Below are 21,992 nucleotides of genomic sequence, written 5' to 3'. Positions count from 1 at the left end.
CAAACAAAACCCTCCAGCACAACCAACCAGACCACCCGACGGGCAACCCAGCCAACCACGCCACAAGGCAAAACTTGGCACTGACTTACAAGCACACTGTTGAGTTCTCAAACAACCGACACACACCGCCTCGGCTCTTTTTTCAAGAGCTTTGTGCGGGGCTTTCCTTCGTTTCTCAGCCTACCAGACCCAGAAGCTTTCCCGGACCGTCCGAATTTCCGGCCGTCTCGAATCAGCAGCTCTGAATCGGGCCCCCGAACATTAGCAGGCGCACCACGGTGCTCGTGCCAACTGATGGGGAGTGGCCACCCGGGGGACCAGCCACTTCGCGCCTGCTCCGAGGAGCTGCGCCGTGGTGTCTGTTCCTCCCTGCCGGGCGACCTCGAGAACATTACGGGTCGTCGGCGTGCTGGTCAACTCAGCGTGTGGTGTCCTCGCCCACGGCTGCCGTGCCGTGAGCCCGGGCCGCCTCGCGAGCCGCGTGCGCGGCCCCTTCCCCGGCGCTGCCAGGTCCGGTCAGGACCGCTGCTGGCGGAACTCGTCCGTCAGGGTCGGTCCGTCGTCCCCGAGGCGCCACACGCTCCACCCGTCGGCGTTGCTTGTCCCCGAGGCGGCGACGGCGGCGAGATCGGGGTGCCGGTAGCGCGCGCCGTCGGGCAGCTCGATGAATCCGTCCGGCCGCAGCACGGCCTCGAAACGCTGCCCACGGCGGGGGCGCGACCACACGAGGCGTCGCGGAGTGCCGATGGCACGGGCGAGGGCGACGAGGTCCGGGTCGTCGTCAGGTCCGAGCGGCACGGACGCGCCCGCCTCCGGCGACGGCTCGACGTCGTCCCTGCCGGCAGGGAGATCCGTCGGCGGGCGGTAGGACAGCGGGTCGTAGGCGCGCTCCGTCGCCGGCGGGTGCTGCTGGCCGTACTCGTGCGTCAGGATCGACTCGCGCGTGCGGACCGACTCCCGGGTCCGCACCGACTCGCGCGTCAGGACGGAGGTGCGCGGGACGCGCAGCTCGTCCCCGTTCACGGCCGGCCGGCGGTCCGGCCACGAGGGGTCCGAGGACGGCGGTACAGGGTCGATGGTGCCAGTGTCGTCCGACAGCGCGAGCGCGGGGCCCGTCGGTGCGTGGACGTGCTCGAGCGCCGCGGCCCGACGACGCTCCGACCTGGTCGGTGCGGAACTCGTCTCCTCGTGCCGGACCCGCAGCGTCACCACGGGAAACTTGCCGGTCAGCGCCCTCCCCATGGCGACGCCGTCCGCGAACTCGGAGGCCGGGGGCGTCGCCCGGACGCGCACCGGCGCCGGGGCGGGCGGGGGCGGAGACTCGAGCGCCGCGTCCACCGTCAGCGGCGACACGTCGACGTAGCGCCGACCGTCGCTGGCGTGGACGACACCGAGGCTCAGCACCGAGACCGGTGAGCCGGGCTGTCGCAGGAAGTCGAGGGCGTCGCGGATCCCGGGGGTCGCGCTCGCGCAGATCACGACGAGGCGGGCGCCGGTCGTCCGCGCCGTCGCCTGCGAGCGGGTGAGCGGGACGTTGTCGTAGAACGCCGCGACGTCCTGCTGGAACCGCGAGGCCCCGCCCGTGTATCGCGCGGCGATCTGCGCCCGCGTGAGACGGCCCGCGCGGCCGGCATGGGCGAGCGCGCTCGTCAGCGCGGCCTGCGTGAGCTCGGGCACGACCTCGATCACGACCGGGAGACCGGCGGCGTCGAGCGCGAGGAGGTGGGGGTCCGCGTCCGACGACCGGTGCGCGACCGGGAAGATCTGCTCGCCCAGGAGCCCGTCGAGGTTTCCGTCGACGACCCGCTGGGCATCGGTCCCGAAGGCACCGTTCTGCTGGGGAGGCTGGACGAGAACCGGACGCTCGGCGTCCACCTCGAAGAGGGGCATCAAGAACAACTCCTGCTGCATGCGGAACGCGACCGGCTGGGGCGTTTGCGCCTTAGCCTACGTCTGCGGTCAAGTCCCTCGATCGGCACGAATCGGACGTCCCGTCGGGCACCTGGCGGCTCTGGCAGGCACGCAGGTCAGGCGTGCCCGGTCTCCTCGGAGTCCGCCGTGAGACGCTCTTCGACCCGGTCGACCTTCCCGGTCAGCTCCCCCGTCCGGCCGGGCCGGATGTCCGCCTTCACCACGAGGGAGACCCTGTGGCCGCCCGCGCCGACCGCCTCGGTGGCGCGCCGGATGACGGGCATGACGTCGTCCCACTCCCCCTCGATCTCGGTGAACATCGCGGTGGTCCGGTTCGGCAGCCCGGACTCGCGGACGATGCGGACGGCCTCGGCGACGGAGTCCGCGACGGACTCGCCCGCGCCGAGCGGGGCGACGGAGAACGCGAAGACGGCCATGGAACCATCGTGGCACGGACGTAGGCTCGACGCCGTGACGGAGACTGACGGACGCGTGACGGTGCTGGCCGGAGGCGTCGGGGGTGCGCGGCTCGCGCACGGCCTGGACCTGGCAGGGGCGGAGCTCACGGTCGTCGTGAACGTCGCCGACGACGTCGAGCTCCACGGCCTCGCGATCTCGCCCGACCTCGACACGGTGACCTACACGCTGGCGGGGCTCGCGGACGAGGAGCGCGGGTGGGGCGTCGTCGGGGAGACGTACGCGGCGCTCGAGGCGCTGGGCCGGCTGGGCGAGGACACGTGGTTCACGCTCGGCGACAGGGACCTCGCGACGCACGTCGTGCGCACGGCGGCCCTGCGGGCGGGCGAACCGCTCTCGGTGGTGACCGCGCGGCTCACGGCGGCGCTCGGCGTCCGCCCGCGCGTCGTGCCCGTGAGCGACGACCGCGTCGCGACGCTCGTCGACACCGCCGCGGGCCGCCTCGGCTTCCAGGAGTACTTCGTCGGGCGCCACCACGCGGACGACGTCGTCGGTCTCGTCTACGACGGGATCGAGTCGGCGCGCCCGGCACCCGGTGTGATCGAGGCGGTCGAGGAGGCCGACGTCGTGATGATCGCCCCGTCGAACCCGTTCCTGTCCGTCGAGCCCGTGCTCGGGGTGGCCGGCGTGCGTGCGGCCCTCGCCTCCACGCGCGCCCGCCGGGTCGCGGTGAGCCCGATCGTCGCAGGCCGCGCGATCAAGGGTCCCGCAGCCCAGATGCTCGCCTCCCTCGGCCACGAGGTGTCGGCGCTCGGCATCGCCCGCCTGTACTCCGGGCTCGTCGACGTCATGGTCGTCGACGAGCGCGACGCCCACCTCGCCGCCGACGTCGCGGCGCTCGGGCCGGAGGTCCTCGTCACGGACACGGTGATGGGCGGGACGGACGGCCGCGAGCGCCTCGCGCGGGAGATCCTGGCGGCCGTCCGTGGCTGAGCACCCCTCGCGCGCCGCCGGGTCGCGAGCCCCGGGGCGCGTGGTCGCCGTCGTACCGCTGCGCGACGGGACGTCCGGGAAGTCGCGCCTCGCGCACGTGCTCGACCCGGACGCGCGCAGCCGGCTCGTGGCGGTGCTCGCGCGCCACGTCGTGTCGACGCTGCTCGCGTCCGGTGCGGTGGAGCGGGTCGTGGTCGTCACGTCGGACCCGCGGTTCGCGTGGCGCGCGCTGCAGGACCTCGTCGTGCATGCTGCGAGCGGCGGGGACGACGGGCCGCACCTGCGCACCGACGACGCGGACCGGCTCCGCATCGTGCTCCAGCCGGCGGACCGACCGGGGCTGGACACCGCCGTCGACGTCGGGCGCGAGATCGCGGCCGAGGACGGGCCGGTCCGCGTCCTCGTCGCGCACGCCGACCTCCCGGCGCTCACGACCGACGACGTCGCGGCGCTGCTCGCCGCGGACCCGCCCGTCGTCGTCGCGACCGACCGGCACCGCTCCGGAACCAACCTGCTCGTCCTCGACCTGATCGCCGCGCCGTTCCGGACGCGGTTCGGCGCCGACAGCCTCGCGGCGCACCTCGCCGAGGCTGCCGCGCACGGGCTGCGCAGCGTCGTCGTGCAGCGACCGGGGACGGCGACCGACCTCGACACGGTCGACGACTGGGGTGAGCTGCCGGCGCGCGTGCGGGCCGCCGTCGGGCAGCACGTGCCCGGTCTGCACGACGCGACGCCCGGGCCGCAGGACCGGTCGGCGTCGGGTGGCACGCGGTAGGACGTGCGAGGCCCCCGCGGTCACGCCTGCCAGCGGCCCCGGTGCACGACGGTGTCGAGCGGCTTGCGGGCCCGACGACGCGGCGACCCGCTCGGGCCGGCGTCGCCCGGGTGGCCGAGCGCGACGACGCCGGTCGGCGCGAACTCGTCCGGGATGTCGAACGCCGCCCGCAGCCGCGGCAGCTCGGCCGGTCGTACGCCGAAGAAGCACGCGCCGAGCTCCTCGTCGACCGCGGTCTGGAGCATGAGGAGCGCGGCCATGCCCGCGTCGACGTGCCAGTACGGCACCGCCCAGCGGTTCTCGTCGCGGTCGGCCCAGCCCTTGTCGTCCTCGGCGTACCGCCGCAGGTACGCGTCCTTCGACGTCAGGACGATCACGATCACGGGGGCGGTGCGCATCCCGTCCGACCACGCGCGCATGTCCCGCTCCGACTCCGCCGGGGCGGACGCGGCCCAGAACCGTGCGAGGTCGTCGGGTTCGGTCAGCACGACGAACGACCACCCCTGCGCGAACCCCGCGCTCGGCGCGCGCACCGCGTTGCCCAGCACGCGCTCCAGCGCGGCGGGGTCCACCGGGTCGGGTCGGAACCGCCGGACCATGCGGCGTCGGCGCACGACGTCCTGGAACTCCATCCACCGATCGTGGCACGGGCCGTGCGGCACCGGCCACGCCCGGGACCTCGCCGACGCCCACGTCGACAGGACATCGGTCAGCGGACGCCCTCCGGCATGCCCTCGTGAGGCCGGGGTGCACCCTGGCGCTCGGCGCCGGTGTCGAAGTACGTGTCCAGGTACCTGCGCGGCTTGAGCGGACTCGTCCTCACGAGCGAGAACACCTCGCTGCCGTGCCCCGGCTCGTCGTCGGCCCGGAAGGCCTGCGCGAGCCGTAGGTACTTCGCGCCGACGCGCTCGGCGTACTCCCGGGCATCGGCCTCGGCGAGCTCGATCGCGTCGGCGAAGCGCTCGGCGCACCAGAGGGTCAGCCGTTCCTCGTACACGCGGTCCGTGCCGTTCTCGGCACCACGATGGCGGAAGATGCAGCGCACGCCGAACCAGCGTGCCGGAGCGGGTCGTTGGCTCACCCGGGCACCGTAGGCGCCGAAGGCGTCGGGCACGTGGTCGGGAGGTGGCCGACGGGTGGCCGACGGGTGGCCGACGGGTGGCCGACGGGCATGGAACGATCAGCACAGGTTCCGGCACAGGCCGGCAGGTCGAGAGGGAGTGGTCGCGTGGTCGCCGTCGGACTCGTGCTCGCCACGGCGGCTGCGGCGCTCCACGTCGTGATCTTCTGGCTGGAGTCGGTCGCCTGGACCGGGTCGAGGGCCCGTGCGACCTTCGGCACGACCCCCGAGGAGGCCGAGACGACCAAGGGGCTCGCGTTCAACCAGGGGTTCTACAACCTGTTCCTCGCGATCGTCACGGTGCTCGGCGTCGTCCTGCACGTCGCGGGCACGACGACGGTCGGCACGACCCTCGTGCTCACGGGCACCGGGTCCATGCTCGCCGCCGCGCTCGTCCTGCTCCTGTCGTCGCGCGCGCACCGCGCGGCCGCGATCACGCAGGGCACGCTGCCGCTGCTCGCCGTCCTGGCGCTCGTCGTCGGCCTCGTGTCGTAGCCGCCGCCGGACGGCGTCCGGCCCGACCCGCCCGTCGCACCGTCCACCCGACCCGGAGGTACGGGTACGACGCCGCACTGAGCGACAAGGACGCGCCCGTCCGCGAGCAGCTGCGCGGGCTGGTCCCGGACGGGGTCGACGTGTTCTTCGGCAACGTGGGCGGCGACCATCTCGCGGCCGCGCTCGACGTCATGAACGACGGCGGCCGGGTCGCGCTGTGCGGGGCCATCGCCGGCTACAACGCGACCGAGCGCACGGCCGGTCCCGACAACATGGCCAACCCCATCACGCGGGGCCTGACGCTGCGCGGGTTCACCCTCGGCGGATACCTCGACCTCGCCCCGGAGCTCGGTCGCCTCATGACCGGCTGGTTCGGCGAGGGCAAGGTCGCCTACGACGAGACCGTCGTGGACGGGATCGACCACGCGGTCGACGCGTTCCTCGCCACGATGCGCGGCGGCGACGTCGGCACGATGGTCGTGCGGGTCGGCTAGAGACGCTCGGCGAGGAGCTCGACGAGCGCCTTGCCCTGCACGCCCGCGAGCTGGTCCGCCTGCGTGCGGCACGAGAACCCGTCGGCGAGGTAGACCGAGCCCTCCGGGGCGTCACGCAGCGCGGGCAGCAGCGCGTTCTCCGCGACCGCGACCGACGTCTCGTAGTGGCCCTTCTGCATGCCGAAGTTCCCGGCGAGGCCGCAGCACCCGGCGAGGACCGTGATCTGCGCACCCGCGTCGCGCAGCAGTCGCTCGTCGGCGGCGAAGCCCATCACGGAGTGCTGGTGGCAGTGCGGCTGCACGACGGCGCGCACGTCCGACAGGTCCGGAAGGCGCCACCCCGAGCCCTTGCCGGGAGCGGTGTCGACCGACGTGAGCAGCTCGGACAGGGTGCGCGTCGCGCGCGAGACGGCCTGGGCGCGCGGGTCGTCGGGGAACAGGTCGACGAGGTCGGAGCGCAGCACGCCCGTGCACGACGGCTCGAGACCCAGGATCGGGATCCCGTTCACGGCGTACGGGCCGAGGATGCCCAGCAGCTTCTCGAGCCGCTTGCGCGCGCCGTCGAGCTGGCCCGTGCTGATCCACGTCAGGCCGCAGCACGCCTCCTGGTCGGGGACGACGACGTCGTAGCCCGCCGCGGTGAGCACCTGCACCGCCGCCTGCGGGACGCCGGGAGACAGGCTGTCGCTGAACGAGTCCGTCCACAGCACGACCTTCGGCCGGTCGCTGCGTACCGGCTTGCCCGGTGTCTGGCCGATCGCGAGACCGGGCACGCCCCGCGTCGCTCCCCCGCGCTTCCACCACGTGCGGAAGGGGATCTCGGCGAACGCCGGCACGGGCCGACGCGTGTCCATGCCGCCCGCCCACAGGACGGCCTTGGCGAGCGGCCGGATGCCCAGCACCTTGTTGACGAACCGGGGCATCCCGGTGGCGAGGCGCGCCCAGACCGGCAGCCAGCCGAGCGAGTAGTGGTCGACCGGTCGCAGCTTCCCGCGGTACGTGCGGTGCAGGACCTCGGACTTGTACTGCGCCATGTCCACGCCGGCCGGGCAGTCGCTCGAGCACGCCTTGCAGGACAGGCACAGGTCGAGCGACTCGCGCACCTCGGGAGCCGTCAGGCCGCCCACGAGCGTGCCGTTCACCGCCTCCTGCAGCACACGCGCCCGGCCGCGGGTGACGTCCTTCTCGTCCTTGGTCGCCAGGTACGACGGGCACATGAACCCGCCCGCCGCGCTCGTGTCCGCACGGCACTTGCCGACGCCGACGCACCGGTGCACGGCCTGGGTCAGGTCGCCGTGGTCGTGCGCGAACGAGAAGCCCTGGTAGCCCGCGCGGCGCGAGATCTTCGAGACCTTCGCGGGCGCGGTCGTGCCCGGACCGCCCACGGTGCCGCTCGCCGCCAGCACGGGGTGCGCGTGCGGACGGCGCAGGTCGTCGTCGATCGCGCGCGGTCGCACGACCACACCCGGGTTCATGACGTCGGCCGGGTCGAACAGGGCCTTGACCTGCTCCAGGAGGGCGATCGCCTCGGGGCTGTACATGACCGGCAGCAGCTCGGAGCGCGCGCGCCCGTCGCCGTGCTCGCCGGACAACGACCCGCCGTACTTCGCGACGAGGGCAGCCGCCTCGAGCATGAACGTGCGCAGCACCGAGCCCGACGCCTCGAGCGGCAGGTCGATGCGCAGGTGCACGCACCCGTCGCCGAAGTGCCCGTACGGCAGGCCGTCGACGCCGTAGGTCTCCATGAGTGCGTCGAGGTCGCGCAGGTAGTCGCCGAGCCGCTCGGGCGGCACCGCGGAGTCCTCCCAGCCCGGCCACGCCTGCTCGCCCTGCGGCGTGCGGCCGGCCAGCCCCGCGCCGTCGGCCCGGATCTGCCACATCTTGGTGGCGTCGGGGCCCGCGGGCAGGATCATCGTGGCGTCGCTGCCCGACGCCCCGACGATCAGCTCCGCGTTCTCCCGCGCCTCCTCCGGCGTGGCGCCGCCGACCTCGACCATGAGCCAGCCCGCGCCCGGCGGCAGCGGCGGGACCGACGCGTCGCCCTTGGCGCGGCGCACGACGTCGACCAGGCGCGCGTCGAGGCCCTCGACCGCGAGCGGGTTCAGGTCCAGGAACGTGGGGACGTCGTCGGCGGCGGACGGCATGTCCGGGTAGCCGAGCACGACGAGGGTCGGCGCGGACGGGACAGGGACGAGCCGCACCGTCGCGGCCAGGACCGTCACGAGCGTGCCCTCGGTCCCCACGAGCGCCTTCGCGAGGTCCGAGCCGTTCTCGGGGAGCAGGTGCTCGAGGGAGTACCCGGAGACCTGGCGTCCGAACCGGCCGAACTCGGTCCGAATCAGCGCGAGGTTGTCGCGGACCAGGTCCGCCAGGCCCGGGACGGCCGCGAACGTCGGGTCGCCCTTGCCTGCCGTGAACCGCCGGCCCGTGCCGTCCACGACGTCGAGCTCGGTCACGTTGTCCGCCGTGCGCCCGTACGCGACCGCGTGCGGGCCGCAGGCGTTGTTGCCGATCATCCCGCCGAGCGTCGCGCGGTTCTGCGTCGAGGGATCGGGGCCGAACCGCAGCCCGTGCGGGGCGGCGGCCTGCTGGAGCGCGGACATGACGACGCCGGGATCGATGCGTGCCGTGCGCGCCTCGGGGTCGATCTCGTGGATCTGGTGCACGTGCTGCGACAGGTCCAGCACGACACCCGGACCGACCGCGTTGCCCGCGACCGACGTCCCGGCACCGCGCGCCGTGATCGGCAGCCCGAGCTCGCGCACGACGCCGAGCGCCGCGACGGCGTCGTCCGCGTCCTGCGGGTAGACGACGACCTCGGGGACCACCCGGTAGTTCGACGCGTCGGTCGAGTACTCGGCCCGACGGCGCGTGGACGAGTCCACCGCGCCGCGCGTCACGGTGCGCAGCGCCTCGGCGAGCGCGGTCCGTGCCGCGTCGGCGGCGCGCCGCGCCTCCCGCTCGGCGGCGAGGAGGTCGGTCGTGGCGATCGGGGTGGCGTCGGTATCGGCTGACACGTCCGCGATTCTCGCACTGGTCGCCGGGGCTCGGTCGACCGAGTCCGCGTGGCAGTCGTGCGGCGCGCTACAGGACGAGCTCGGGCTGCAGCCTCGTGACGCTCCACACGCGCTGCCGGCGCGCGGCGAGCGCCGTCAGACCCAGCGCGACGGCGAGGACGACGCCCAGCACGGCGACGTCGCGCGCGACCGTCGACGTGCTCCCGCCGTACAGGAGCTGGCGCAGCCCCTCGACGGCGTAGGACATCGGCAGGAACCGGTGCAGCGACTGCAGCGGCTGCGGGATCGTCTGCCACGGGAAGGTGCCCCCGGCGGTGACGAGCTGCACGAGCATGAGCACGAGCCCGAGGAACTGCCCGGCCGCGCCGAGCCACACGTTGAGGGCCTGGAGGACCGCGACGAACGTCGCCGAGACGAGCACGAGGAACAGGACGGTCCCCACGCCGTGCGCCGGCTGGATGTCGAGCGCGAGGGTGGTGACCCCGAACATCGCCGCGACCTGCACGACGCCGATCGCGGCGGGCGTCAACCACCCGCCGAGCGCGGTGGCGAGACCGGACCGCCCGGCGGCGAGCGCGCGCGTCGAGAGCGGCTTCACGAGCAGGAACAGCACGTAGGCGCCGATCCAGGTCGCGAGCGAGAGGAAGAACGGTGCGAGACCGCCTCCGTAGGTCCCTGCCGAGGCGAGCGCCTGGTCGTGCACGGACACCGGGTTCCCGATCGTCGCCGCCGTGTCCTCACGGGTCCGGTCGTCGACGTCCGGGACCTGACCGAGCCCGTCGGCGAGGCCGTGGTCCAGATCGGTGGCACCGTCGACGAGGTCGCCCGCGCCACCGGCCAGCCGCGACGTGCCGTCCGCGAGGTCCGTGGCGCCGTCGGACACCTGGCTCGTGCCGTCGGCGAGCCGGCCCACGCCGTCCACCAGCGCGGGCGTGGCGTCCACGAGCTGCCCCGTGCCGTCGGCGAGCCGGTCGGCGCCGTCCGCGGCGGACGAGATGCCGTCGGCGAGCCGAGGCGTCGCGTCGGCGAGCGCGTCGGCGCCGTCCGCCACCTGGCGGGCGCCGGTCGCGAGCTCGTCGAGCTGCGCAGAGGCCGCCGTGACCTGGTCGACGGCGTCCTGGACGTCACCACGGCGCGCGTCGAGAGCGGCGCCGACCTGGTCCTGGACCCCCGCGCTGACCGCGTCCGCCTGCTCCTGGGTGAGCGCCCCCTGCGCGACGAGGTCGGCGAGCTGCTCGTCGAGCGCGTCGCCCACGTCCGTCCTGGCGTCGTCGAGCGCCGGCAGGACCTGCTGCGCGGCCTCGGCCGCCTGGTCCCCGGCCGCGGCCACCTGCGCGTCGCCGTCCGCGACCTGCGCGGCGCCGTCGGCGAGGTCGCGGGTCTGCGCGGGCAGGTCGGCGGTCGAGCCGCGCAGGGCGCCGAGGCCGCCCGCGAGCCGCGTCGCGCCGTCGTCGAGCGAACCGGCGGCGTCGGACAACGACCCGGCCTTCTCCTGGAGCGTCGCCGCCCCGTCGGCAGCCCGGGCAGCACCGTCCGCGAGGTCGTGCGCGCCGTCGTCGGCGGTGCCGATCCCGTCCTGCAGCGTCGTGGCGCCGTCGCGCAGCCGGTCCGCTCCGTCCACGGCGTCGGCGAGGTTCGTGCGGATGGATGCGAACCCGCGCAGGAAGGTGTCGGCCGCCTCGGTGCCGACCTGCTCGGCGATCGAGTCCCGCACCTGGCCGACGATCTGGTCCGCGATCGTGCGCGCGAGGTAGTTGTTCGCGTCGTTGGTGATGAGCGTCAGGCTCGCCTGTCTCGGCTCGAGGTCGCCCGCGGACGCGAGGTCGGCGGAGAAGGTCGGGCCGATCACGAGCGCGGCGTCGTACCTGCCGGACCGGACACCGGCCTCGGCGTCGGCCTGCGACGTCTCGACCCAGCCGAACCCGCCGTCGTCCTCGAGCTGGTCGGCCACGTCGCGCCCGAGGTGGCGCGCGAGCGTCTCCCCCGTCTCCGGGTCCGTCGTGGTCGTGCCCTCGTCCTGCACGACGACGGCGGCGGGGACCTCGTCGAGGTTGCCGTAGGGGTCGTGGTTGGCGAACAGGTACAGCCCGGCGTACAGGGTGGGGATGAGCGCCATCGCGAGGATCGCGAGGCGCGGCAGCCGGCCCGCCGCGAGTCGGCGCAGCTCGGAGAGCCCGAGACGGATCGTGGTCATCGGTCCTCCTTCGACGTGGTGACCGGAGCGACGACGGGTGGTTCGTGGAGCGAGCCGCGCGCGGGCGGCAGGTCGGCGCCGAGCGCGCGGGCCGACGCGCGCGAGCACTGGACGAGGACGCCGAGGCCGGACGCGGCGAGGGTCCGCGCGACCTCCCACCAGCCGTCGGGCTCGCCGCCGTGCCGGTCGGGGAGAGTGAGGGCGAGGAACCGCACGCCCGGGCGCTCGGCCGCGAGCGCGGCGAGGACCGCCGTCCGGACGACACCGGGGAGCTGGTCGATCCGGGTCCGCCGCTCGGCGACCAGCGAGTGCGCGCCGAGCCAGCGCGTGACGTCCTGCGGCAGGGACCGGCGCCCGGCGAGGGCGAGGCCCTCGGCGACGACGTCGGAGACGGTGAGCGCGTCGTCCGGCTCGTTGACACCCGGGACGTCGACGACCGCGCTGACCCCGCGCAGCGTCTCGGCCGGGGTGGGGCGCCGCGGGTCGGCGAGCAGAGCACGGACGGCGGGCCGGACGTCGTCCGCCTCGCCGAGCACGAGCCGGACCCGTCCCGTGCTCGGGGCGAGCCGCCCGGTCGCGACGAGCGCGAGCGCCGTGTGCCCGTGCCCGGGCTCGGCGGCGACCAGGAGGCACTCTCCCGTGGACACGGTGAGGTCGGTCGCCTCGAGCATGGGTTCGCGGCGACCGTCGACGCGGACGTCCCGGAGCGTGATCTGCACCTTGTCCCCTTTCGGTGCCGCACGGCGCGGCTACTGTTGACCTGCTGTCAATAACGCTACGCCGGTATTGACTGGTGGTCAACAAGCGTGTAGGACAGAGGCATGTCCAGGACGCGCCGCGAGCCCGCCGACCGACGCCGCGAGCTGCTCGACGCCGCCGCGCGCCACGCCGACGAGCACGGGCTCGACGCGGTGTCCCCCGCAGCGGTCGCGGCGCGGACGGGCGCGTCGAAGGCGCTCGTCTTCCACTACTTCGGGTCGACGGCCGACCTGCGCCGCGCCGTCGCGCTCGAGGCCGTGGCCGAGCTCGAGCGCGCGACGACCGCACCGGCCGACCGGCCCCTCGCGGACCGTCCGGCGCTGGCCGTCGCCGCGTTCCTCGACACCGTCGAGGCCAGGCGTCGCGTCTGGCAGGACCTGTGGCGCGGCACCCTCGCCGGCGACGCCGCCACCGCGGCGGCGCTCGCCGACGTGCGGTCCGGCCTCGTCGCCCGGATGACGACGACGGCGGCCGCGGTCGGCGCGACGACGTCCGCCCGCCTGAGCCTGCTCGCCGGCGGCTGGATCGCCCTGGTGGAGAACGTCACGGCGACGTGGCTCGACGGGAACGAGCCGGCGCGCGGTGAGGTAGAGCGCCTCGTGCTCGCGAGCGCCGCGGTCCTCGCGCCGGAGCTGCCGGAGCCTGCGCGCGGCGCCGTCCTGGCGATCGCCCGCGCGAACACGCCTGCGGACGGATAGCGTCGAGCGCGAGGACCGGCGCGGCAGGGTCCGGTCGCAACAGGGAGGTACACATGCGGGTCGTGGTCGTCGGGGCCAGCGGGAACGTCGGGACAGCGCTGCTGCGGCGCCTGGCGGTGGAACCCGTCGTGACGTCGGTGGTGGCGACCGCGCGACGCATCCCCCGGGCCGACGGGTCGAGCAGCGTGCGGTTCCCGCACGACACGGCGACCTGGGCCTACGTGGACGTCGCGGCGAAGGACGCCGACACCCGGCTCGACGCCGCGCTGGCCGGGGCGGACGTCGTCGTCCACCTCGCGTGGGCGATCCAGCCCAGCCACCGTCGCGAGACCTTGCGGCGCGTGAACGTCGAGGGCACCCGGCGCGTGGTCGAGGCCGCGAGGCGGGCCGGGGTCGACCACCTCGTCGTGGCATCGTCGGTCGGCACGTACTCCCCGGCTCCCCACTCCCCCGGGGAACGGGACGCGCCCGTCTCGGAGGCGTGGCCGGACGAGGGGGTGCCGGGCGCGGCGTACGCGCAGGACAAGGCGGCGGTGGAGGCCTTCCTCGACGACGTCGACCGTTCCGGCGACGGCCCGCTGATCTCGCGGGTCCGGTCGGCGCTCGTCCTCCAGCGCGACGCCGGGTCCGAGATCGCCCGCTACTTCCTCGGGCCCCTGGGGACCCGGGTCCTGGCCCGCGGCCCGCTCCCCGTGCTGCCGGCTCCCGACGGCCTGCGCTTCCAGGTGGTCCACGCGGACGACGTCGCCGACGCGTACGCGAAGATCGTCGTCGGCCGCCACCCCGGTCCGTTCAACGTCGCGCACGACACGGTCCTCACCGCGCAGGACGTCGCGGACGTCGTCGCCGACGGCAACCTGCGGCCCGTCCCGTTCGGCACCGCGCGCACCGCGGCCGCGATCGGCTGGCGGGCGCGAGCCGTACCCGTCGGCGAGGGGTGGCTCGACATGCTCATGCGCGTACCGGTCCTCGACAGCACCCTCGCCCACGAGCTGCTGCACTGGTCGCCCCGGCACGACGCGAAGGACACGGTCGCGGAGCTCGTCGCCGGGATCCGCGACGGCGCGGGCACGTCGAGCCCTCCGCTGCTCCCCCGCTGACGCCCTCGCACGCACGGGGACCCCGGGTCGCGAGCGCTCGACCGATCGAGAGCACCGTGACCCGGGGTCCGGGGTGCGCACGGCGGGCCGGTCAGCCCTCCAGGGCAGCGTCCAACGTGATGGTCGGGACTCCCGCGAGCGCCTTCGACACCGGGCACGTCGCCTTCGCACCCTCGGCGGCCTGCTGGAACCCGGCGGCGTCGAGGCCCTCGACCTCTCCGCGCACCGTGATCGCGATGCTGGGGATGTGGAAGCCCCCCGCCGGGTCGGGCGCGAGCGTGACCTCGACCGTGACCTCGAGCGCGACGGGCGTCCCGCCGGCCTCGGCGATCACGGCCGACAGCTGCATCGCGAAGCACGACGAGTGCGCTGCGGCGATGAGCTCCTCGGGGCTCGTCACGCCGCCCGCGTCGTCGGCCGTCCGGCGCGGGAACGACACGTCGAAGGTGCCGACCTTCGAGCTCGACAGCTCGGTCTGGCCCTGGCCGTCCTGAAGACCACCGTTCCAGGCGGTGCGTGCGATACGAGTGGGCATGCGGATCTCCTTCGAGTCGTGGCTCCGGGCTCGACGCCCGGCTCTGCTCGACCGTAGCGCGCGACGACCTCCCCCGCCGCCACGGGCTCAGCCCAGCGTGCCCTTCGGTCGGTAGACGATCGAGGACGCACGGTTGTCCATGCCGCCCATGGTCGAGCAGGACGGCTTGCAGTTCAGCTTCGTCCCCGCGTACGAGTACTTGTCGTAGTACGTGCCCCAGCAGCCCGCGAACGAGTCCGCGGAGCTGACGACGTTGTTCTGCAGGTACCGCGCGAGGTTCGAGAAGCCGTACGTGGACCCCCTGAAGCACCCGTTGGGGCCGGAGCCCCAGAAGATCTCGCTCTCGCCCCGGTACTTCGTGCTCCGCCAGGTCACGCCCAGGAGCATGGACGACGCCGCAGCGGTCGTCGCGCCCTCGCGCGCGGCCCCGCCCGCGGACGCGGCGGACCGTGCGGGCTCGGCGTTGAGGTCGGCGACGAGCCGTGCCAGGTCGGCACGGTCCGCCCCGGCGAGACGGCTCTCGGGGACCGCGTCGCCCGAGACGTAGGACAGCGCCTCGGCGAGCGAGTCGAAGCACACGCGCTGCGACGGCGACGCGGCGGCCCGGTCGATCTCGGGGAGCTGGGTCGCGCAGCTCCGGCCGGTACCGACGGGTGCGGAGGGCTCCGAGACACCCCGGAGCGGGTCGTGGTCCCAGGTCACGACGGCGAGGTCGGGCTCGTCGGCCACGGCCGGTCCGCCGACCGCGGACGCCCCGACGACCAGGAGCAGGGCGACCCCTGCGGCGGCGAACGGGCGGGCTGGACGTCGGTTCATGGCTTCTCCTTCGCTGTGGCCACGCCCCGGGGACGCTGCAGCGCTGCGCGAGCACCGCGCGCCGTGGACCTGACGACGGAGGGGCGCACCACGGGACGACCGCGTCCCGTGCCCCCGAGGCGATCCTAGACAGCGCGCTCCCGGGGCACTATCGGGACGTCGACGGTGCCCGCTCGGGCGCCCCCAGGGGTGGGCAGGTGCGGCAGTCATTGGTTACGGTGCTCAGGAGGTCTCAGCCCCATCCCGGGCGGAGCCTGCCGAAGGACGTACCCACAGCCTTCTCCAGAACCGGTCGCACCGGGGAAGTGAGTGTCGATGAAGCACCGCCGGATGCCTGTGTCCCTGACCGCCGCAGCGGCCGCCCTCGCCGTCGTCGTCGCGGCCGGCGCCCCCGCGAGCGCCGCCCCGCCGGACCCCGGCGACCTCGCCGTCGAGTCCGGCGCGTCGCTCGAGCCCACCACGAAGGTGGCCCCGTCGCTCGCGGCGGCGTCCGGTCCGGTCACGGCGTTCGTCGAGCTCGACGCGCCGTCGGCGGTCGACCTGGCGGCGCAGGGCGCGAGCCCGCAGCAGGTGGAGTCCAACGCCGACGACGTCGCGACCCTCGCGGACGGGGTCGTCCCGCAGCAGGCCACCGCCCGCAGCGCCGGCGCGCGCAACCCGCAGCAGGTGTCGGTGACGAGCACGCTCGTCGCCGGGGTCGTGGTCACGGGCGACGCGGACCGGGTCCGCGACCTCGCACGCGACGCCGAGGTGGTCCAGGTCTACCGGATCGTGCCGAAGAAGCCCGCCAACAAGGGCACGGACGTGTTCACGCGCGCGCTCGAGACGTGGCAGAGCACCGGCCTCACCGGTGCGGGCGTACGCGTCGGGATCATCGACACCGGTCTCGACTACACCCACGCCGACTTCGGCGGACCGGGCACGCAGGAGGCGTTCGACGAGGCGTACGGCGAGAAGGGCCAGGGGCCGGTCCCCGGCGGCACGTTCGACGACATGAAGTTCCTCGGCGGCCACGACTTCGCGGGGTACGACTACGACGCGAGCGGGACCGTCCCGAACACCACGCTCGTCCCCACCCCCGACGAGAACCCGATCGACTCGCTCGACTCGATCGGCTCCGGCCACGGCACGCACGTCGCCGGGACCACCGGCGGCTACGGCGTGACCGCCGACGGCGAGACCTTCGACGGCGACTACTCGACGCTGACCGACGTGTCCGACTGGCAGGTCGGCCCGGGCTCGGCCCCGGAGGCAGGGCTGTACTCCCTCAAGGTGTTCGGCGACCTGGGCGGCTCGACGAGCGTCGTCGTCGACGCGCTCGAGTGGGCCGCGGACCCGAACGGCGACGGCGACCTGTCCGACCGCCTCGACATCGTCAACCTCTCCCTCGGCTCGGACGGCAGCCCCGCGGACGACCCGGAGAACCTGTTCATCGACCAGCTCTCGCGTCTCGGCACGCTGTCGGTCCTCGCGTCCGGCAACGCGGGCGACGTGACCGACGTCGGCGGGTCGCCCGGCAACGCGCGCACCGCGCTGACCGTCGCCAACTCCGTGGGCAACACGCAGACGTTCGACGCGATCGAGGTCGCCGAGCCCGAGGACCTCGCCGGGACGTACCCCGCGCAGAGCTCCGTGAACTACGCCGGCTCCGAGGACGTGACGGCGCCCGTCGGGTTCGTCGCCGAGGACTTCAGCGGGTGCACGGCCTTCACGCCCGAGCAGGCCGAGGCCGTCGACGGCAAGATCGCGTACCTGTACTGGGAGGACGCCGACGCCACGCGCGAGTGCGGCAGCACGGCGCGGTTCGACAACGCCGAGGCCGCGGGTGCGGTCGGCGTGCTGCTCTCCTCGGAGCTCGAGTCGTTCGCGGCGGGCATCGCCGGCAACGCCGGGATCCCCGGCGCCCAGCTCACGGGCCCGAGCCACGACGCCCTCTACCCGGCGATCGAGGCGGGCGAGCTCGTCGCGACGGTCGGCCCGTCCTTCGCGATGAGCGAGTTCGTGGAGATCCCGGGGATCGCCGACACGCTCAACGCGAGCTCGTCGCGCGGCGTGCACGGCTCCCTCGGGGTGGCCAAGCCCGACGTCGCGGCGCCCGGCACCGGCATCGCGTCCGCCGCGTCCGGCCGCCTCGACGGCGGCAGCATCAAGTCCGGGACGTCGATGGCCACGCCGCACGTCGCGGGGATCGCCGCCCTGGTCAAGCAGGCCAACCCCGGCTGGAGCCCGCAGGAGATCAAGGCCGACGTGATGAACACGGCGACGCACGACGTGTTCACCGAGCCCGACGGCGAAGGCGTGGCCTACGGGCCCGAGCGCGTCGGGTCCGGTCGCGTCGACGCGGTCAACGCGACCGGCAACGCGACGCTCGCGTACGCCGCGCAGGACGCCGAGCAGGTCTCGCTCGCGTTCGGCGTCGTCAAGGTCGCCGCCGAGCCGGTGACGGTCCGCAAGGCCGTCACGGTGCGCAACACCGGCGACACCCCGATGACCTACACGACGGGGTTCACGCAGTCGAGCACGGCCGGCGGAGCGACCGTGGGCGTCGCTCCCGCGACCGTGACCGTCGCGGCCGGGCAGAGCACGCTCGTGACCGTGACCCTCACGGCCGACCCGGAGACGCTCGCCAAGGAGCTCGACCCCACGTCGTCGCCCGACTCGGGTGTCGGGGTCCCCCGCGACTTCGTCTCCTCGCTCAGCGGACGCGTCGTGCTCACCCCGGACGACGGCGGCGCCGAGCTCCGCGTCCCGGTGCAGGCCTCTCCGAAGCTCGTGAGCGACCTCACCGCCGCCTCGGTGACGTTCGCCGGCGAGCAGGCGACGTCCGCGTCGCTCGAGCTCTCCGGCCGCGGCGTCGACGCGGGCGGTTGGACCTCGCTCGTCGCACCGTTCGAGCTCAAGGCGACCAGCCCGCGGCTCGAGGCGGACGCGGCGGAGGGCTCGTCCGCGACGGCCATCGCGGCGGCGGACGTGCGTGCGGTCGGGTTCACGTCGACGGCCCCTCAGGTCGAGGCCGCGGGCGACGACCCGGCAGACGGCGTGATCGGCGTCGGGATCGCGATGGACGGCGACTGGGCGAGCCTCGGCTCGGTGTCGGTCCCGGCCGTCGAGGTGGACGTCGACTCCGACGGGTCGGCCGACTTCGAGGTCGACGCGATCAAGTACAGCGCGGAGACCGACCTGACCCTCGCCGCGACGTTCACCCTCAAGGACTGGACCGCGCCGGACGGCACGGAGTACGAGGCCGGTGACAACATCGACCTGCAGCCCGTGAACTCCGTGTGGGGCGACGTCGACACCTCGGTGTTCGACTCGAACGTCGTCGTGATTCCGGTCGGCATCGGCTCGCTCGGCATCGAGCCCGGCGACGTCCCGACGTTCCAGGTGCTGACGTACTCCCCGTACTCGTCGTCGTCCGACCAGCTCGTGGACGCGACGTCCACCTTCACGGGCGACCCGTACGCGCCGGACTACTGGTTCGACGGCGGCGACCAGCTGCTGTACGTCGGGGCCGACGACACCTCGATCACCGTCAACCGGTCCGACGCGGCAGCCGAGGCGGCGACCGGCAAGCTCCTGCTGCTCAACCTGCACAACGCCACACCGTCCAAGCGCTGGCAGACGCTCGACGTCACGACGTCCGACGCGGCGGTCGACGTCACCGTCACCGCCCAGGCCCGGTGCCTGGCGGGCAAGGCGTACGTCGCGGTCCGCGCGCAGAACGAGTCCGGTGCCACCGCGGACGTCACCGTGACCACGCCGTACGGCTCCAAGACGTTCGCGGACGTCGCGGACGGCAAGAACGCCTACCAGTCCTTCGCCGTCCGGGCCGCGTCGGTCGAGGCGGGGACCGCGACGGTCGAGGCCACGGCCGAGATCGACGGGACCGAGGTCACGACGTCCTACGACGCGGAGTACGACGCGCTGAGCTGCTCGTAGCCCCGGTCGCAGCGCACGACGAGGCCGCCACCCCGTGGGGTGGCGGCCTCGTCGTCTGCCGTCCCGGCCTCCCGGTGCGAGCGGTCCCGGGTCAGGTGCGGGCCGTGGCTCCCAGCCCCTGGAGCTCCAGGACCAGGCCCTTGATCGCCGCAGCGGGTACCTGACCGGCGTCGGACGCGACGAGGGACGCGACCGAGGCCGGGACGTCCGCGTCGGAGCACAGGACGAGCGGGGTGTCCGCCGACGACGTCGGCAGCCTCCCGTGCGAGCCCTGGACGTAGGACGCGTCGAGCGGGACGGTGCTCATCGCGTACCGCAGCCCGACCTTCTTCTTGACGAGGTTCAGGCCCGCCTTGGCCTTGGCGAGGGGGTCCGCCGGGTCGAAGAAGAGCTCCGCCGGGTCGTAGCCCGGCTTGCGGTGGATGTCGACGCCTCGCGCGTACTCGGGCGCGCGGTCGTCGTCGAGCCAGAAGTAGTACGTGAACCACGCGCCCGGCTCCGCGACGACGACGAGGTCACCGGCCCGCTCGTGATCGAGCCCGTACCGGGCCTGCGCCTCGCGGTCGAGGACCTCGTCCACGCCCGGGACGGAGCGCAGCAGGTCCGCCACGCGCCGGTGCAGCGCCGTGTCGTGCGGGTCCCCGAGGTAGACGTGGGCGACCTGGTGGTCGGCGACTGCGAACGCGCGCGACGTCCACGGGTCGAGCTGTTCCGTGCCCGCCTGGACATAGACCTCGAGCAGCCCCTCGCGGCGCAGGATCCGGTTGAGGTGGACGGGCCGGTCGACGTCGGCGATGCCGTACTCGGACACGACCAGGACCGTCACGCCGTTGTTCGCGCAGTCGTCGAGCAGCGGCGCGAGGGTCGCGTCCAGCTCGGCGGCGGCGGCGTCGGCCTGCGGCGACGTGGGCCCGAACCGCTGCAGGTCGTAGTCGAGGTGCGGGACGTACGCCATCGTCAGGTCCGGAGCCTGGGTGCGCAGGACGTGCCGCGTCGCATCGACGATCCACCGCGACGACGCGATCGACGCGGTCGGCCCCCAGTACGTGAAGAGCGGGAACTCGCCGAACCGCTCGACGAGGTCGTCGTGCAGCGCCGGCGGCCGCACGTACGCGTCGGGCGACTTGCGACCGTCCGCGTGGTAGATCGGGCGCGGCGTGACGGTCGCGTCGGTCGTCATGCCCATCGCGTACCACCAGCACACGTTCGCGCTGCGGTAGCCCTCGCGCGCGGCGCGGGCCGCCTCCCACAGCTTCTCGCCCTCGACGAGCCGGTTGTGCTGGCGCCACAGGTACACGTCGCCGAGCTCGCGGAAGTACCAGCCGTTGCCGACGATCCCGTGCTCCGCCGGGCTCAGCCCGGTGAGCATCGTCGACTGCACGGAGCACGTCACCGCGGGCAGGACCGTCGCCAGCTCGGAGTGCCACCCGCCCTCCGCGAGGCGGCGCAGGCGCGGCATGTGGGCGAGGGCGGTCGAGGTGAGCCCGACGACGTCGAGCAGCAGCACGGGCTTCATGCGGTCCTCCTGGGGGTGGCGACGGGGGCGTCGGGAAGCAGGTGTGCGCCGGCCCAGCGGAGCTCGGCCGCGATCCCCGCGACCAGCGAGTCCGTCGCCGCGCCCTCGGGCAGCACGGACCACGTGTAGGTCTCGACGTCGAGGTGGGCCTGGTCCCCGTGGGGCGCCTCGCGGACGGCGACGACCGCGGCCCGCAGCACGTCGGTCGTCGCCGTGAGCGGGCTCGCGGGCTCGTGGTGGAGCGGGACGTGGAAGTGCACGCGCCACGGTCCCTGTCCCGGCAGCCCCGGCGGGCCCGCGTCGTCGCCCAGCGCGTCGGGCAGGTCGTCCGCCGCGAGGACCGTGCCGTCGGCGGCGAGCTCACGGACCTGGTGGATGTAGCGCTTCTCGACGAAGTCCCGGACGGCGGTCCGGGCCGCGACGTCGGCAGGGTCGGCGACGTGCAGCGCCGCCGACGCCTGCACCTTGACGACACGCAGCCCGGCGTCGGTGATCCGGCGCACCGCGCCGACCGGGTCGGCGAACGACACGGCGAGGTGGCACGTGTCGAGGCACACGCCGACGTGCTCGGGGTCGATGCGCCGCTCGGGCGGCACGTCGTCACCGGTGCGCGCGGCGAGCCAGGCCACGACGTCCTCGACGGTGTCGAGCACGCATCCGGGCTCGGGCTCGACGGCGACGCGCACGGTCCGCCCGGTGCGCTCCCTGATCTCGCGCAGCCCCGCCGAGAGCTCGGCGAACGCGCGGGTCGCGGCGTCGTCGTCCGCCTCGGTCCACGGCACCCGCCACCCCAGGGGAAGGGTCGAGATCGACCCGGCAGGGCCGTCGGTGCCGTCGGGGCCGTCGGGCAGCAGGTCCGCGAGCACCTCCGCGCACTCGAGCGTGTACGCGAGGCGCTCCGGGTCCGCCCACGTCGGGGTGTAGACGTCGAGCTTGACCACGTCCGCGTGGAACCCCCCGTACGGGAAGGCGTTGAGCGTGTGGACCTGGAGGCCGTGCTCGGCCAGCGCCGTGCGCAGCCGGTCGCGGTCCGTCGGCGACCCTGCGAGGCGGTGCGCGAGCACGGCGGGCATCCACAGCCCGACGCCGAGCACGTCGAGCCCCGCGGACGCGCGCACGGGCCCGGCGTAGCGAGCGAGCTGGTCCAGGACCCCGTCGAGGTCCTCCGCGGGATGGACGTTGGTGCAGTACGAGAGCAGCATCGGTGGCGCCG

Annotated in this window: 17 protein-coding genes and 1 pseudogene; 7 read left to right on the top strand and 11 right to left on the bottom strand. The window is 74.2% G+C overall.

What is annotated here, in order from left to right; genetic code table 11:
- Positions 1 to 516: 516 nt before the first annotated feature.
- Positions 517 to 1,890 carry a restriction system modified-DNA reader domain-containing protein gene (locus IF651_RS12200; protein WP_191829390.1) on the bottom strand — a complete coding sequence of 458 codons (1,374 nt, stop codon included), beginning with the start codon at positions 1,888 to 1,890 and terminating at the stop codon, positions 517 to 519.
- A 137-nt stretch (positions 1,891 to 2,027) separates the two neighbouring features.
- Complete coding sequence (locus IF651_RS12195; RefSeq protein ID WP_191829389.1) at positions 2,028 to 2,348, bottom strand: MTH1187 family thiamine-binding protein; 321 nt, start codon at positions 2,346 to 2,348, stop codon at positions 2,028 to 2,030.
- A 34-nt stretch (positions 2,349 to 2,382) separates the two neighbouring features.
- Here IF651_RS12195 and cofD point away from each other — a divergent pair, with 34 nt between their 5' ends.
- The gene (gene cofD / locus IF651_RS12190; RefSeq protein WP_338403935.1) at positions 2,383 to 3,321 is read left to right on the top strand and encodes a 2-phospho-L-lactate transferase; all 939 of its coding nucleotides are present in this window, start codon (positions 2,383 to 2,385) and stop codon (positions 3,319 to 3,321) included.
- Positions 3,314 to 4,096, top strand: a complete 783-nt coding sequence (cofC, locus tag IF651_RS12185) for a 2-phospho-L-lactate guanylyltransferase (RefSeq protein WP_338403934.1) — start codon at positions 3,314 to 3,316, stop codon at positions 4,094 to 4,096. Before cofD ends, cofC begins: the two co-directional genes overlap by 8 nt.
- Before the next feature lie 20 nt (positions 4,097 to 4,116).
- Here cofC and IF651_RS12180 read toward each other — a convergent pair whose 3' ends face one another.
- Complete coding sequence (locus IF651_RS12180; protein ID WP_191829387.1) at positions 4,117 to 4,728, bottom strand: nitroreductase family protein; 612 nt, start codon at positions 4,726 to 4,728, stop codon at positions 4,117 to 4,119.
- 77 nt (positions 4,729 to 4,805) lie between these two features.
- Positions 4,806 to 5,177: a hypothetical protein gene (locus IF651_RS12175; protein ID WP_191829386.1), complete on the bottom strand. Its 372-nt coding sequence runs from the start codon at positions 5,175 to 5,177 to the stop codon at positions 4,806 to 4,808.
- A gap of 147 nt (positions 5,178 to 5,324) precedes the next feature.
- On the opposite strand from IF651_RS12175, the gene IF651_RS17440 reads away from it, so the two are divergent.
- Positions 5,325 to 5,711, top strand: a complete 387-nt coding sequence (locus IF651_RS17440) for a DUF1304 domain-containing protein (protein ID WP_338403933.1) — start codon at positions 5,325 to 5,327, stop codon at positions 5,709 to 5,711.
- A gap of 65 nt (positions 5,712 to 5,776) precedes the next feature.
- Positions 5,777 to 6,205 (top strand): annotated as a pseudogene (locus tag IF651_RS17435) (zinc-binding dehydrogenase); the annotation flags it as partial.
- Here IF651_RS17435 and IF651_RS12165 read toward each other — a convergent pair.
- The 3 genes from IF651_RS12165 to IF651_RS12155 all read right to left on the bottom strand — a co-directional run bounded on the left by IF651_RS12165 (position 6,202) and on the right by IF651_RS12155 (position 12,135).
- Positions 6,202 to 9,222 (bottom strand): FAD-binding and (Fe-S)-binding domain-containing protein, encoded by a 3,021-nt coding sequence (locus IF651_RS12165; protein ID WP_338403932.1) that lies wholly within the window; start codon positions 9,220 to 9,222, stop codon positions 6,202 to 6,204. The pseudogene IF651_RS17435 and the gene IF651_RS12165 overlap by 4 nt on opposite strands.
- 67 nt (positions 9,223 to 9,289) lie before the next feature.
- The gene (locus IF651_RS12160; RefSeq protein WP_191829384.1) at positions 9,290 to 11,416 is read right to left on the bottom strand and encodes a YhgE/Pip domain-containing protein; all 2,127 of its coding nucleotides are present in this window, start codon (positions 11,414 to 11,416) and stop codon (positions 9,290 to 9,292) included.
- A complete protein-coding gene (locus IF651_RS12155) occupies positions 11,413 to 12,135 on the bottom strand; it encodes an ABC transporter ATP-binding protein (RefSeq protein ID WP_191829383.1) in 723 nt (240 codons plus the stop codon). Before IF651_RS12155 ends, IF651_RS12160 begins: the two co-directional genes overlap by 4 nt.
- 102 nt (positions 12,136 to 12,237) lie before the next feature.
- Here IF651_RS12155 and IF651_RS12150 point away from each other — a divergent pair, with 102 nt between their 5' ends.
- Together IF651_RS12150 and IF651_RS12145 are read left to right on the top strand one after the other, a co-directional pair.
- A complete protein-coding gene (locus IF651_RS12150) occupies positions 12,238 to 12,873 on the top strand; it encodes a TetR/AcrR family transcriptional regulator (protein ID WP_191829382.1) in 636 nt (211 codons plus the stop codon).
- Positions 12,874 to 12,926: 53 nt separating this feature from the next.
- Positions 12,927 to 13,973 (top strand): NAD-dependent epimerase/dehydratase family protein, encoded by a 1,047-nt coding sequence (locus IF651_RS12145; RefSeq protein ID WP_191829381.1) that lies wholly within the window; start codon positions 12,927 to 12,929, stop codon positions 13,971 to 13,973.
- Positions 13,974 to 14,064: 91 nt separating this feature from the next.
- Here IF651_RS12145 and IF651_RS12140 read toward each other — a convergent pair whose 3' ends face one another.
- On the bottom strand, positions 14,065 to 14,508 hold the full coding sequence (locus IF651_RS12140; RefSeq protein ID WP_191829380.1) for an OsmC family peroxiredoxin: 444 nt from the start codon (positions 14,506 to 14,508) through the stop codon (positions 14,065 to 14,067).
- A gap of 87 nt (positions 14,509 to 14,595) precedes the next feature.
- On the bottom strand, positions 14,596 to 15,324 hold the full coding sequence (locus tag IF651_RS12135; RefSeq protein ID WP_191829379.1) for a hypothetical protein: 729 nt from the start codon (positions 15,322 to 15,324) through the stop codon (positions 14,596 to 14,598).
- A gap of 330 nt (positions 15,325 to 15,654) precedes the next feature.
- On the opposite strand from IF651_RS12135, the gene IF651_RS12130 reads away from it, so the two are divergent.
- Positions 15,655 to 19,263, top strand: coding sequence for a S8 family peptidase (locus IF651_RS12130; RefSeq protein WP_191829378.1), 3,609 nt, complete (start codon positions 15,655 to 15,657; stop codon positions 19,261 to 19,263).
- A 91-nt stretch (positions 19,264 to 19,354) separates the two neighbouring features.
- On the opposite strand, the gene IF651_RS12125 is transcribed toward IF651_RS12130, so the two are convergent.
- On the bottom strand, positions 19,355 to 20,779 hold the full coding sequence (locus tag IF651_RS12125; protein WP_191829377.1) for an alkaline phosphatase family protein: 1,425 nt from the start codon (positions 20,777 to 20,779) through the stop codon (positions 19,355 to 19,357).
- A complete protein-coding gene (eboE, locus tag IF651_RS12120; protein WP_191829376.1) occupies positions 20,776 to 21,981 on the bottom strand; it encodes a metabolite traffic protein EboE in 1,206 nt (401 codons plus the stop codon). The genes IF651_RS12125 and eboE overlap by 4 nt, the downstream gene beginning before the upstream one ends.
- Positions 21,982 to 21,992: the final 11 nt, after the last annotated feature.

The organism is Cellulosimicrobium arenosum (assembly GCF_014837295.1).
Lineage (GTDB): Bacteria > Actinomycetota > Actinomycetes > Actinomycetales > Cellulomonadaceae > Cellulosimicrobium > Cellulosimicrobium arenosum.
Note: the sequence above shows the minus strand (reverse complement) of the source record. Positions and strands in the feature narration are given on the sequence as shown.

What these genes read in the sequence shown, in the direction of transcription:
- IF651_RS12200 (WP_191829390.1), bottom strand. Translation starts at nt 1,890, where the DNA reads ATGCCCCTCTTCGAGGTGGACGCCGAGCGTCCGGTTCTCGTCCAGCCT.
- IF651_RS12195 (WP_191829389.1), bottom strand. Translation starts at nt 2,348, where the DNA reads ATGGCCGTCTTCGCGTTCTCCGTCGCCCCGCTCGGCGCGGGCGAGTCC.
- IF651_RS12180 (WP_191829387.1), bottom strand. Translation starts at nt 4,728, where the DNA reads ATGGAGTTCCAGGACGTCGTGCGCCGACGCCGCATGGTCCGGCGGTTC.
- IF651_RS12160 (WP_191829384.1), bottom strand. Translation starts at nt 11,416, where the DNA reads ATGACCACGATCCGTCTCGGGCTCTCCGAGCTGCGCCGACTCGCGGCG.
- IF651_RS12150 (WP_191829382.1), top strand. Translation starts at nt 12,238, where the DNA reads ATGTCCAGGACGCGCCGCGAGCCCGCCGACCGACGCCGCGAGCTGCTC.
- IF651_RS12145 (WP_191829381.1), top strand. Translation starts at nt 12,927, where the DNA reads ATGCGGGTCGTGGTCGTCGGGGCCAGCGGGAACGTCGGGACAGCGCTG.
- IF651_RS12140 (WP_191829380.1), bottom strand. Translation starts at nt 14,508, where the DNA reads ATGCCCACTCGTATCGCACGCACCGCCTGGAACGGTGGTCTTCAGGAC.
- IF651_RS12135 (WP_191829379.1), bottom strand. Translation starts at nt 15,324, where the DNA reads ATGAACCGACGTCCAGCCCGCCCGTTCGCCGCCGCAGGGGTCGCCCTG.
- IF651_RS12130 (WP_191829378.1), top strand. Translation starts at nt 15,655, where the DNA reads ATGCCTGTGTCCCTGACCGCCGCAGCGGCCGCCCTCGCCGTCGTCGTC.
- IF651_RS12125 (WP_191829377.1), bottom strand. Translation starts at nt 20,779, where the DNA reads ATGAAGCCCGTGCTGCTGCTCGACGTCGTCGGGCTCACCTCGACCGCC.
- eboE (WP_191829376.1), bottom strand. Translation starts at nt 21,981, where the DNA reads ATGCTGCTCTCGTACTGCACCAACGTCCATCCCGCGGAGGACCTCGAC.